This window comes from Pseudomonas sp. RSB 5.4 (assembly GCF_037126175.1).
GTDB classification, from domain to species: domain Bacteria; phylum Pseudomonadota; class Gammaproteobacteria; order Pseudomonadales; family Pseudomonadaceae; genus Aquipseudomonas; species Aquipseudomonas fluorescens_H.
The window spans coordinates 5,774,191-5,786,312 of record NZ_CP146986.1 but is presented as its reverse complement, the minus strand read 5'-3'; the positions used below and the strand labels follow the sequence as shown (position 1 = coordinate 5,786,312).

Below are 12,122 nucleotides of genomic sequence, written 5' to 3'. Positions count from 1 at the left end.
GAGACGGGCTTCAAAATGTGACAGCTTTTTCGACTTACAGCGGCTTGCCGCGGTTGCCATGCTGGCTGACAAAGGCCTGTACGGCTTTCAGTTCGTTTGGCAAAACGGTGCAGCGCTCGTTTCGCTCAAACAAATCAGAAAGATGTGCAGGCAGTTCGAGAGCTTTTCCTACACCTGCTTTCTCTACGGCATCCGGGAACTTCACCGGATGCGCCGTGCCCAGGATCACCATCGGGATGTCCAGACTGCGACGGCATTCGCGTGCGGCCTTGACGCCGATGGCGGTGTGGGGATCCAGCACTTCGCCGCACTGCGCGTAGACTTCGGCAATGGTTTCGCAGGTTTGCGCATCGTCCACGGCCAGCGAGTCGAACAGCTTGCGGGCTTCAGTCCAGCGCTCTTGCTCGACGCTGAAACCGCCACCCTGCTTGAACGAATCCATCAAACCGGCAATCGCCGCACCGTTGCGACCGTGCAGGTCGAACAGCAGGCGTTCGAAGTTCGACGAGACCATGATGTCCATCGACGGCGACAGCGTGGCGTGCAGGGTTTCCTTGACGTACTGGTTGCCGCTCATGAAGCGGTGCAGGATGTCGTTGCGGTTGGTGGCGACGATCAACTGGTTGATCGGCAGGCCCATGTTGCGTGCCAGGTAACCGGCGAAGATGTCGCCGAAGTTGCCGGTCGGTACCGAGAACGCCACCGAACGTGCCGGGCCGCCCAACTGCAGGGCTGCGTGGAAGTAGTAAACGATCTGGGCCATGATCCGCGCCCAGTTGATCGAGTTCACCGCGACCAGGCGCGTGCCCTTGAGGAAGCTCTGGTCGGCGAAGCTGTTCTTGACCATTTCCTGGCAGTCATCGAAGTTGCCTTCGATGGCGATGTTGTGGATGTTCTCACCGAGGATGGTGGTCATCTGCCGACGCTGCACTTCGGACACACGGTTGTGCGGGTGCAGGATGAAGATGTCGACGTTTTCGCAATGCTTGCAGCCTTCGATGGCGGCCGAACCGGTGTCACCCGAGGTGGCGCCGACGATCACCACGCGCTCGCCGCGCTTTTCCAGCACGTAATCGAGCAGCCGACCGAGCAGTTGCAGGGCGAAGTCCTTGAACGCCAGGGTCGGGCCGTGGAACAGCTCGAGCACCCATTCGTTGCCGTTCAGCTGACGCAGCGGGGCAACGGCGCTGTGCGAGAACACACCGTAGGTTTCTTCGAGGATCTTTTTGAAATCGGCGTCAGGAATGCTGCCGGTGACGAACGGGCGCATGACGCGGAAAGCCAGCTCGTGATACGGCAGTCCGGCCCAGGAGGCAATTTCTTCCTGGGTGAAACGTGGCAGGTTTTCCGGGACGTACAGACCGCCGTCAGTGGCCAGACCGGCCAGCAGGACGTCTTCGAAATTCAGGGCCGGTGCCTGGCCGCGGGTACTGATATAACGCATGTTTTCAAACCTTCGGTTTGAGCTGCGAGCTTCAAGCTTCAAGCTGCAAGCTGAGTGTCACTGGCCTCTAGCTTGCCGCTTGCCGCTCGTAGCTTGCCGCTGCTTAGTTAAGGTGCTCGACGCGGATCCGCACAACCGGACCGTTGACGCCGGCCAAGGCTTCCAGAGCGGCAATCGCATCGTTCATGTGCTGTTCCAGCACGCGGTGGGTCAGCAGGATCATCGGCACCAGACCGTCGTGTTCCTCGACTTCCTTCTGCATGATCGACTCGATGTTGATGCCGCGCTCCGAGAGGATGCTCGCCACCTGAGCCAGTACGCCCGGATGGTCCTTGGCCTGGATGCGCAGGTAGTAGGCGCTTTCGCAGGCTTCGATCGGCAGGATCGGATGCGCCGACAGCGAGTCCGGCTGGAAGGCCAGGTGCGGCACGCGGTTTTCCGGATCGGACGTCATGGCGCGAACCACGTCCACCAGGTCGGCGATCACCGACGAAGCGGTCGGCTCCATGCCCGCACCGGCACCGTAGAACAGCGTCGAACCGGCGGCGTCACCGTTGACCATCACGGCGTTCATCACGCCGTTGACGTTGGCGATCAGACGATCCGCCGGGATCAGCGTCGGGTGTACACGCAACTCGATGCCGGCCGCAGTGCTGCGCGCCACGCCGAGGTGCTTGATGCGGTAGCCCAGCGCTTCGGCGTAGTTCACGTCGGCGGTGGTCAGTTTGGTGATGCCTTCGGTGTAAGCCTTGTCGAATTGCAGCGGAATGCCGAACGCGATCGACGCCAGAATCGTCAGCTTGTGCGCTGCGTCGATGCCTTCGACGTCGAAGGTCGGATCGGCTTCGGCGTAGCCCAGCGCTTGCGCTTCGGCCAGCACGTCTTCGAAGGTGCGACCCTTCTCGCGCATTTCGGTGAGGATGAAGTTGCCGGTGCCGTTGATGATCCCGGCGACCCAGTTGATGCGGTTGGCGGACAGGCCTTCACGGATCGCCTTGATCACCGGAATGCCACCGGCCACGGCCGCTTCAAACGCCACGATCACGCCTTTCTCGCGTGCCTTGGCGAAAATTTCATTACCGTGAACGGCAATCAGTGCCTTGTTCGCGGTGACCACATGCTTGCCATTCTCGATGGCCTTGAGTACCAGCTCGCGGGCAACGGTGTAGCCGCCCATCAGCTCTATGACGATGTCGATCTCAGGGTTCGTGGCCACTTCGAAGACATCGTTGGTAATCGCAATACCGGTCGTCTGGAACTGAGGCTTTGGCGTGCGCGTGGCAATTTGTGCCACTTCGATCCCACGCCCGGCACGACGAGCAATTTCCTCGGCGTTGCGCTGAAGTACGTTGAAGGTACCGCCACCGACGGTCCCTAACCCACAGATGCCTACTTTGACCGGATTCACTGTGAACTCCCCATGAAACGGCCGACGCAAGGTCGGCCGGAAAACAACCGCGTGTTCGCGGCTCTCTATTAATGGCCCGGCGAAGTTACCGCCGGACCATGATCGTCAAAGGCTGACCGTGACGATGCGAATTACTTGGCGCCCAGCGCCAGTTTGGCGACTTGTGGCGCCGGCTGGTAGCCCGGAATGACCTGTCCGTCGGCCAAAACGATGGCCGGTGTACCGTTCACGCCGATCGACTGACCCAAAGCGAATTGCTTGGAAACCGGGTTATCGCACTTGGCGGCCTTGATTTCCTTGCCATCGACCATTTTGTCCATGGCCGCTTTCTTGTCTGCCGAGCACCAGACCGCTTGCAGCTGCTCGTCACCCGGCGAGCCGAGGCCCTGACGCGGGAACGCTACATAACGCACTTCGATGCCGCGCTTGTTCAGCTCAGGCACTTCGGCGTGCAGCTTGTGGCAGTACGGGCAGGTGGTGTCGGTGAACACGGTGATGTGCGATTTGGTCTCGCCCACGGCCGGATACACCACGGTTTCGGCCACCGGAATGGCATTGATCAGTTTGGAAATACCCGCGCGTTCGGCTTTCTCGGTCAGGTTGACCGGTTTGCCGTCCTTGAGCTGGAACAGGTAGCCCTGAACGATGTACTGGCCGTCGGCGCTGGCGTACAGCACGCGGCTGCCCTTGAGCTTGACTTCATACATGCCCGGCAACGGGCTGGCGCTGATGCTTTCTACCGGAACCTCGAGTTCGAGTTTTTCCAGGCTTTGACGAATGGCTTTGTCGGCCGCGTCATCGGCGACGGCAAAGGTGCTGACCAACGCAATGGCGGCGGCGGCGAAAATCTGGGTCAGACGCATGAGAACTCCTGAAGGCGGACAAATGAAACGGTCAGAACGCCCGAGCCGGAACACCGGGTCATAACCGTCCATCGTGCAAACCGGCAAAGCCTACCACATAAGGCTCGCATGGCCGAATGCGCCTGACACAAGACACTCAAGGCTGACTGGCACACATTATTGTGGTGAGGGGATTTATCCCCGATGCAGGCGCTGCGGTCGTAAATGGATACTTTGGTATTTTTATTAAACCCAAAGTTTTTGGGGCTGCTGCGCAGCCCATCGGGGATGAATCCCCTCGCCACAGGAAATTACTCCAACATTGAAGGTTGCATCAGCCTCTTGGGTGATGTTTGGCGTGCAGGTCCTGCAAGCGGGCACGCGCCACATGGGTGTAGATCTGCGTGGTCGACAAATCACTGTGGCCGAGCAGCATCTGCACCACCCGCAGGTCGGCGCCGTGGTTGAGCAGGTGCGTGGCGAACGCATGACGCAGGGTGTGCGGCGACAGCGATTTGCCGATCCCGGCGACCTTGGCCCAATGCTTGATCCGGTGCCAGAAGGTCTGGCGGGTCATCTGCTCGCCGCGCTGGCTGGGGAACAGCACATCGCTGGGGCGCCCGCCGAGCAGCTCGCTGCGGCCATCGCGCATATAGCGGTCGATCCAGACGATCGCCTCTTCGCCCATCGGCACCAGCCGCTCCTTGCTGCCCTTGCCCATCACCCGCAACACGCCCTGACGCAGATTGACCTGCTCCAGGGTCAGGCTCACCAGTTCGGTCACCCGCAAGCCGCAGGCGTACAGCACTTCAAGCATGGCGCGGTCACGCTGGCCGATGGCTTCACTCAGATCCGGCGCTTTGAGCAGCGCTTCGACGTCAGCTTCCGACAACGATTTGGGCAGCGGCCTGCCCAGTTGCGGCATGTCGACGCGCAAGGTCGGATCGACCGTAATCAGTTTTTCCCGCAGCAGATAGCGATAAAAGCCACGCACACCGGAAAGAAATCTGGCGGTGGAACGGGGTTTGTAGTTCTGCTCCAGGCGCCAGGACAGGTGATCGAGGATCAACTCGCGACCGGCATTGATCAGCTCGAGGTTTTTCTCCTGCAGCCAGCCGTTGAACAGCGCCAGATCGCTGCGGTAGGCGCCGCGGGTGTTGTCGGACAGACCTTTTTCCAGCCACAGGGCGTCGAGGAATTGGTCAATCAGTGGATGGTCGATGGCAGGCATGGGCGCTCAAGACACGCAACCTCCAGGGCTGCGCGCAAATGTAGAGTGAACTGTAGGAATGGCCGCTAGTCTTTCATAGCCCGCAATTTCAAGGAACAGGGAGCTTCAATGAACGAGCAGCAAATTCTCTTGGCATTTGGCGGGATCGGCGCCGCGGCGCTGGGTTGCCAGTGGCTGGCGTGGCGCCTGAAGCTGCCGGCGATTCTGTTTCTGTTGCTGACCGGGATTCTCGCAGGCCCGGTACTGGGCTGGCTCGATCCGCAGGAAATGTTCGGCCCGCTGCTGATGCCGCTGGTGTCGCTGGCGGTGGCGTTGATCCTGTTTGAGGGCAGCCTGACCCTGCATCTGTCGGAATGGCGCGAAATCGGCAGCGTCGTGCATCGGCTGGTGACCCTCGGCGCACTCACGACCTGGGTGGTGATTGCCGTCGCGACCCATTTCCTGCTCGGCTTCGACTGGTTGCTGGCGATTCTGTTCGGCAGCCTGACGCTGGTGACCGGGCCGACGGTGATCGTGCCGATGTTGCGGGTGGTGCGGCCGAAAGCCTCGATCGCCAACATCCTGCGCTGGGAAGGCATCGTCATCGACCCGATCGGTGCCCTGCTCGCGGTGGTGGTCTACAGCTTCATCATTGCCCGCTCCGAGGGCAACGGCCTCGAACAGAGTCTGCTGACCTTCGGCGGCGTGATTGTCTGCGGCAGCGTATTCGGGGTGGTCGGCGGCTGGGTGCTGGGCACCGTCATCCGGCGCCAATGGCTGCCGGAATACCTGCATAACCTCGCCTCGCTGGCGGCGGTGTTGGGGATCTTCATTGCGTCCAATCAGGTGATGCACGAGTCCGGCCTGCTCGCGGTGACGCTGATGGGCATGTGGCTGGCGAACATGAAGGGCGTGGATGTGCGGCACATCCTGCACTTCAAGGAAAACCTCAGCGTACTGCTGATTTCCGGGTTGTTCATTCTGCTGGCGGCGCGGCTGGATCTGCATGCCCTGATCGGCCTCGGGCCGTTGGTGCTGATTCTGCTGCTGGTGATTCAACTGATCGCGCGCCCGCTGAACGTGCTGTTGAGCACTGCCGGCTCCAGCCTGAGCTGGCGTGAACGCGCCCTGCTGTGCTGGATCGCCCCGCGCGGGATCGTGGCGGCGGCGGTCTCGGCGATTTTCGCGATTCGTCTGGATCAAGCCGGGCACGAAGGTGCGCTGCTACTGGTGCCGCTGACTTTCGCGGTGATCATCGGCACCGTGGTGCTGCAAAGCGCAACAGCACGCCCCTTGGCGCGCTTGCTGAACGTGGCGGAACCCGCGCCGAGCGGCTTCCTGATCGTTGGAGCAAACGGCCCGGCGCGTCTGTTGGGCAAGTCGTTGCAGCAATTGGGCAGCCGGGTGCTGTTGACCGATTCGAGCTGGGAGAACATTCGTGCGGCGCGCATGGAGGGGTTGCCGACCTATTTTGGTAACCCGGCTTCGCAGCATGCCGATGCGCATCTGGATCTGGTGGGGTTGGGGCACTTGCTGGCGCTGTCGCCTTCAGGCGAGCTGAATACTTTGGCGGCGATGCGCTTTCGCCATGACTTCGGTCATCAGCGTCTATTTGGCCTGGCCAGCGGTCAGGAAAGTCGTCGCAGCGACAAGCACCGGGCGAGTCTCGAGCATCGCGGCAATCAGCTGGGGAGCGAGGCGCTGACCTATGCCAAGCTGGCCAGTCTGATCAGCAATGGCGCCGAGTTGTACAGCACAACGCTGACGGACGGTTTTGGCTGGGAGGACTACCAGGCATTGCATGGCAGTCGGGCGACCCTGCTGTTCATGCGCGATGACAGCGGCTGGGTGCATGTGGTGACGCCGGAGACTGCTTTGAAACCGGGATCAGGGTGGACGCTGTTGGCGTTGATTCAGCCTGAGAGCAGCAGCGCCTGAGCTGACGCCTTCGCGAGCAAGCCCGCTCCCACAATGTCCGTGTCGTACATAAACGTTGTAGACGACACAAAACCTGTGGGAGCGGGCTTGCTCGCGAAGGCCGCGACTCGGTTACAGATCAGGCAGAAAATCCGGGCAGCACCGGCACCGGCCGCTTGTCATCGTCGATGGCCACAAAGCTGAACTGCCCATGGATCGCCTTCTCGCGCCCGTCACAGCTCATGCTCTCGACGAACACTTCCACCTCGACCTTGAGGCTGGTGTTACCCACTTTGATCACCCTGCCCACCAGTTCGACGATGGAGCCGGCCGGGATCGCGTGATTGAAGTCGATGCGGTCGGTGGACACGGTCACCAGCGGCAAACGGCAGAAACGCGTGGCGGTGATGAACGACACTTCGTCCATCCACGCCAGCGCGGTGCCGCCGAACAGGGTGTTGTGGTGGTTGGTGGTCGGCGGGAAGACGGCTTTGGTCACGCGGGTCACCGAGAGTTCGGTGCGGCGTTCGATTTCCTGGTCACGGGTGGTCATGAAGAATGGCTCTGATTTCTGGCTCCCGAAACACAAGCAAGATCAAAAGATCGCAGCCTTCGGCAGCTCCTACAGTGGGGGCAGTTTATTGCAGGCAACAAAAAAGCAGCCCGTAGGCTGCTTTTTTCTGCATCGGAAGCTGGACTTAAGCCAGTTTTTCCTTGATGCGAGCTGCTTTACCCGACAGGTCGCGCAGATAGTACAGCTTGGCTTTACGTACGTCACCGCGACGTTTAACAGCCATGCTGTCGATCTGCGGGGAGTAGGTCTGGAAAGTACGTTCTACGCCAACACCGTTGGAGATTTTACGAACGGTGAACGCACTGTTCACGCCGCGGTTACGCTTGGCGATTACAACGCCTTCGAACGCTTGCAGACGGGAACGATCGCCTTCCTTCACTTTCACCTGAACGACAATGGTGTCGCCTGGGGCAAAGGTAGGGATTTCTTTGGTCATCTGCTCTGCTTCGAGTGCAAGGATGATTTTGTTGGTCATGCTGTGCTCCTAAGGTAAATCAACTGATCTACCATCGATACGTTGTTAACTATCGTCCCGCTCGCGGATGTATTCCTCGAGCAGCTTCTTCTCTTCTCCAGAAAGCGAGCGGCTTTCCAGAAGATCGGCGCGTCGTTCATAGGTCCTACCAAGGGACTGCTGTAAACGCCAACGCCGGATATGCGCGTGATTGCCACTTAGCAACACGTCGGGAACACGCTGATCCGCATACACCTCAGGTCGGGTGTAGTGCGGGCAATCCAGCAGACCATCCGTAAAGGAATCTTCCTCAGCGGAATCCGCATGCCCTAAAGCTCCGGGCAGCAGTCGTGTAACCGCATCGATCATGACCATGGCCGGCAGCTCGCCGCCAGACAGTACATAGTCACCAATCGACCACTCTTCATCGACATGAGCCTCAATAAAGCGCTCGTCAATGCCTTCATAGCGGCCGGCAATCAGGATCAATGCATCCGATTTTGCCAACTCGCGTACCGCCGACTGAGTCAGTTGACGGCCTTGGGGGGACAGGTAAATCACCTTCGCCGCCTCCCCGGCTGCTGCCTTGGCCTGAACCAGAGCATCTTCCAGGGGCTTGATCTTCATCACCATGCCCGGACCACCGCCAAACGGGCGATCGTCCACAGTGTGATGCCGATCCGTCGTGTAATCCCGCGGATTCCAACAGGTCAGCTGCAACAGCCCCTGTTTGACCGCACGACTGGTAATGCCGTACTCACTGATGGCCGAGAACATCTCGGGGAACAGCGTAATGACGTCTACGCGCAGGCTGGCCATTGCTTAGAAGTCCGCGTCCCATTCCACCCGCATCACGCCTGCATCCAGGTCGATGGCCAGCACGCATTGCTCTGTATAGGGCAACAACCGCTCGCGATCATCCAGGCTGCCCGCGCAGGGCTTGACCACCAATACATCGTTCGCGCCGGTCTCCAACAGGTGATCAACCTTGCCGAACAATTGCTCGTCCTGGTTGATGACGCTCAGACCCTGCAACTGGTACCAGTAGTACTCGTCGCCTGTCAGGTTGGGCAAAAGGCTTCGCGAGATGCAGATCTCATAACCGCTCAGAAGACGGGCTTCATCGCGATCGTCGAGGCCTTTGAGCTTGGCAACCAGATCCTTTTGAGTGGATCGGCCGCTGACCAGCTCGACCTGTTTCACCACGCCTTCGCGCCGAAGCGTCCAGTTGCGGTAGTCCAACAGGTTTTCAATCGGATCGGTAAAGGAAAAGACCTTCACCTCGCCGCGAACGCCGTGAACCGAAAAAATCTTGCCGACAACGATCAGGTCATCAGCTTTTTCTGGCGTCGCGCTCATACTGCTCAGGCTGCAGCCTTGGCAGATTCCTTCAGCAACTGAGCAACACGCTCAGAAGGCTGTGCACCAACGCTCAGCCAGTAGGCTACGCGCTCTTGGTTCACGGACAGACGGATTTCCTGACCACGGGCAACAGGGTTGAAGAAGCCAACCTGCTCTTTGTGGGAGCCGTCACGCGGGTTACGCGAGTCGGTTACGGTCAGGTGGTAAAACGGGCGCTTTTTGGAGCCGCCAAGGGCAAGACGGATTGTTAGCATGTGAACATCGTTCCTGTAGTCGGTGCTGCAAATCTAAATGCACAGCGGGCATGGGTGCCCGAAAGGCCGCATATTCTAAGGAATATCCGGACTTTTGCAAATGACTTTTTCCGGCGCCTATGGCATGCCGTGCGGATTTGCATATAGAGCCGTCGATGAAAACGGCCAGTCAGCTCCCGCCGAGTGCGGGTTTGCTGTTGATCCTGCGTCCTTGCAGGGTCTGCGCCGGTGCGACGACCGGCGAAGTCTTAGTGTCCTGAATCACATTTTCGGCATGCCGCCGCCGGGCAACATACCGCCCATGCCGCGCATCATTTTCGCCATTCCGCCTTTGGCGGTGAATTTCTTCATCATCTTCTGCATCTGCTTGTGCTGCTTGATCAAGCGGCCGATGTCCTGCACCTGAGTGCCGGAACCCATGGCGATCCGGCGTTTGCGCGAACCGCTGATCAGCTCAGGGTCGCGGCGCTCGGCCGGGGTCATGGAGTTGATGATGGCTTCCATCTGCTTGAACTGCTTCTCTGCCGCGTTCTGGGCATTGCCCATCTGCGACAGGTTGACGCCGCCAATGCTCGGCAGTTTGTCCATGAGCCCGCCGAGGCCGCCCATGTTCTTCATCTGTTGCAGCTGATCGCGGAAGTCTTCGAGGTCGAAGCCCTTGCCCTTTTTCAGCTTCTTGGCCAGTTTGTCGGCCTTGTCCTTGTCGAGGGTCGCTTCAGCCTGTTCGATCAGGCTGAGCACGTCGCCCATGCCGAGGATCCGCGAAGCGATACGCTCAGGGTGGAACGGATCGAGCGCTTCGCTCTTCTCGCCCATACCGATGAACTTGATCGGCTTGCCGGTGATCGCGCGTACCGACAGCGCGGCACCGCCACGGGCATCGCCGTCGACCTTGGTCAGGATCACACCGGTCAGCGGCAGCGCATCACCGAAGGCCTTGGCCGTGTTGGCCGCGTCCTGACCGGTCATGGCGTCGACCACGAACAGGGTTTCAACCGGGTTGATCGCGGCGTGCAGCGCCTTGATCTCGCCCATCATCTCTTCGTCGATGTGCAGACGACCGGCGGTATCGACGATCACCACGTCGATGAATTTCAGTTTTGCTTCTTTAATAGCAGCGGTCGCGATGTCGACCGGCTTCTGACTCAGGTCGGACGGGAAGAACGTCACGCCGATGTCGTTGGCCAGGGTTTCCAGCTGTTTGATCGCCGCAGGACGGTAGATGTCCGCCGACACGACCATCACCGACTTCTTCTTGCGCTCCTTGAGGAAGCGCGCGAGTTTGCCGGCGGTGGTGGTTTTACCGGCACCCTGCAGACCTGCCATCAGAATGACGGCGGGCGGCACGGCGCTCAGGTTCAAGTCTTCGTTGGCCGCGCCCATCAGGCTTTCGAGTTCGGCCTGGACGATCTTCACGAACGCCTGGCCCGGCGTCAGGCTGCGCGACACCTCGGTGCCGACAGCGCGCTCCTTGACCGAATTGACGAAGTCCTTGACCACCGGCAGGGCGACGTCGGCTTCGAGCAACGCCATGCGCACTTCGCGCAGGGTGTCTTTGATATTGTCTTCAGTCAGCTTCGCCTTGCCGGTGACATGGCGCAGCGTCTGCGAGAGACGGTCGGTTAAGTTTTCAAACATTGCGCGATCCTTTCAGGCCCTGTGTAGACCGGGATAATGGCGGCCCAGACCGGATTCAACATGTGCTCGGCGAGCCTGCGGCGTGGGCAGGTCGCGGATTATAGCGAAGACTGCGTCGGGCGGACACCTCGCACTTTCGTGGTGTGGCGGTTCTATGCCAAACTCAGCGCCTTTCGGGCCTGCCTAACAGGATTTATGCTCCCCTTGTCACCCAGTTTGCTGACCACGCTCGCCGCCGCTCTCCTTTATGCCGCTGCGACCCTTTATCAGGGCACCCGCCTGGCCTCCGGCGCCAAGGCGAACAAGCGCCTGCTGGTTACGCTCGGCATCCTCGCCGTGCTGGCCCACAGTGCCAGCCTGCTCACGCACCTGCTGACGCCGATCGGCCTGGGCCTGGACTTCTTCAGCGCCGCCAGCCTGATTGCCGCGGCCGTCATCGCTCTGACACTGCTGGCCTGCTCGCGGATCCCGGTGGAAAACCTTTTGGTGCTGCTGTTTCCGCTCGGCGCGGCCACGGTGCTGCTGGCCCAGTTCGCGCCGACCGGCACGGTGCAGATCATCGACGAGGAACCGGGCATCCTCGCCCACATCCTGCTGTCGATCCTGGCGTACGGCATGTTCACCATCGCGGTGTTCCAGGCCTTGTTGCTGCTGGTGCAGGATCACCAGCTCAAGCACAAGCACCCGTCGGGCCTGATCAAGAACTTCCCGCCGCTGCAAACCATGGAAAGCCTGTTGTTCGGCTTCCTCTGGGCCGGCTGGACGCTGCTGTCGCTGTCGCTGATCTCCGGCTGGCTGTTCGTCGAGAACCTGTTCGCCCAGCATCTGGTGCACAAGACCTTGCTGGCGTGCCTGGCCTGGATCGTGTTCAGCGTGCTGCTGTGGGGCCGCAATCGCCTCGGCTGGCGCGGCCACAAGGCAATTCGCTGGACCCTCGCCGGTTTCTGCCTGCTGATGTTGGCGTATTTCGGCAGCAAACTGGTTCGTGAATACATCTTGCACATCTGACGGGCGGCATA

Annotated in this window: 12 protein-coding genes; 2 read left to right on the top strand and 10 right to left on the bottom strand. The window is 60.3% G+C overall.

The genetic code is table 11. The annotated features are described in order from the left end of the window. Positions 1 to 34 precede the first annotated feature (34 nt). The 4 genes from thrC to xerD form a co-directional block, all read right to left on the bottom strand. Complete coding sequence (gene thrC, locus V9L13_RS25990) at positions 35 to 1,444, bottom strand: threonine synthase (RefSeq protein WP_003221994.1); 1,410 nt, start codon at positions 1,442 to 1,444, stop codon at positions 35 to 37. Between the two features lie 103 nt (positions 1,445 to 1,547). After that, positions 1,548 to 2,852, bottom strand: coding sequence for a homoserine dehydrogenase (locus V9L13_RS25985; protein ID WP_003221992.1), 1,305 nt, complete (start codon positions 2,850 to 2,852; stop codon positions 1,548 to 1,550). A gap of 131 nt (positions 2,853 to 2,983) precedes the next feature. Further along, positions 2,984 to 3,715: a bifunctional protein-disulfide isomerase/oxidoreductase DsbC gene (dsbC, locus tag V9L13_RS25980; protein WP_003221989.1), complete on the bottom strand. Its 732-nt coding sequence runs from the start codon at positions 3,713 to 3,715 to the stop codon at positions 2,984 to 2,986. Between the two features lie 313 nt (positions 3,716 to 4,028). Next, a complete protein-coding gene (gene xerD / locus V9L13_RS25975; protein WP_338800889.1) occupies positions 4,029 to 4,925 on the bottom strand; it encodes a site-specific tyrosine recombinase XerD in 897 nt (298 codons plus the stop codon). A 108-nt stretch (positions 4,926 to 5,033) separates the two neighbouring features. Here xerD and V9L13_RS25970 point away from each other — a divergent pair, with 108 nt between their 5' ends. Then, positions 5,034 to 6,842: a sodium:proton antiporter gene (locus V9L13_RS25970; RefSeq protein WP_338800888.1), complete on the top strand. Its 1,809-nt coding sequence runs from the start codon at positions 5,034 to 5,036 to the stop codon at positions 6,840 to 6,842. A 118-nt stretch (positions 6,843 to 6,960) separates the two neighbouring features. Here V9L13_RS25970 and V9L13_RS25965 read toward each other — a convergent pair whose 3' ends face one another. The 6 genes from V9L13_RS25965 to ffh form a co-directional block, all read right to left on the bottom strand. Further along, positions 6,961 to 7,374 (bottom strand): acyl-CoA thioesterase, encoded by a 414-nt coding sequence (locus V9L13_RS25965; protein WP_338800887.1) that lies wholly within the window; start codon positions 7,372 to 7,374, stop codon positions 6,961 to 6,963. A 145-nt stretch (positions 7,375 to 7,519) separates the two neighbouring features. Continuing rightward, on the bottom strand, positions 7,520 to 7,870 hold the full coding sequence (gene rplS, locus V9L13_RS25960; RefSeq protein WP_003175895.1) for a 50S ribosomal protein L19: 351 nt from the start codon (positions 7,868 to 7,870) through the stop codon (positions 7,520 to 7,522). A 45-nt stretch (positions 7,871 to 7,915) separates the two neighbouring features. After that, positions 7,916 to 8,668 carry a tRNA (guanosine(37)-N1)-methyltransferase TrmD gene (gene trmD, locus V9L13_RS25955; protein WP_003221981.1) on the bottom strand — a complete coding sequence of 251 codons (753 nt, stop codon included), beginning with the start codon at positions 8,666 to 8,668 and terminating at the stop codon, positions 7,916 to 7,918. Positions 8,669 to 8,671: 3 nt separating this feature from the next. After that, positions 8,672 to 9,208, bottom strand: a complete 537-nt coding sequence (rimM, locus tag V9L13_RS25950) for a ribosome maturation factor RimM (protein ID WP_003221979.1) — start codon at positions 9,206 to 9,208, stop codon at positions 8,672 to 8,674. A 5-nt stretch (positions 9,209 to 9,213) separates the two neighbouring features. Beyond that, positions 9,214 to 9,465, bottom strand: a complete 252-nt coding sequence (gene rpsP, locus V9L13_RS25945; RefSeq protein ID WP_003185073.1) for a 30S ribosomal protein S16 — start codon at positions 9,463 to 9,465, stop codon at positions 9,214 to 9,216. A 261-nt stretch (positions 9,466 to 9,726) separates the two neighbouring features. Next, positions 9,727 to 11,103 (bottom strand): signal recognition particle protein, encoded by a 1,377-nt coding sequence (ffh, locus tag V9L13_RS25940; RefSeq protein WP_003221977.1) that lies wholly within the window; start codon positions 11,101 to 11,103, stop codon positions 9,727 to 9,729. A gap of 195 nt (positions 11,104 to 11,298) precedes the next feature. Here ffh and ccsA point away from each other — a divergent pair, with 195 nt between their 5' ends. After that, entirely contained in the window at positions 11,299 to 12,111 is an 813-nt protein-coding gene (ccsA, locus tag V9L13_RS25935; protein ID WP_338800886.1) for a cytochrome c biogenesis protein CcsA, read from the top strand. Positions 12,112 to 12,122 lie beyond the last annotated feature (11 nt).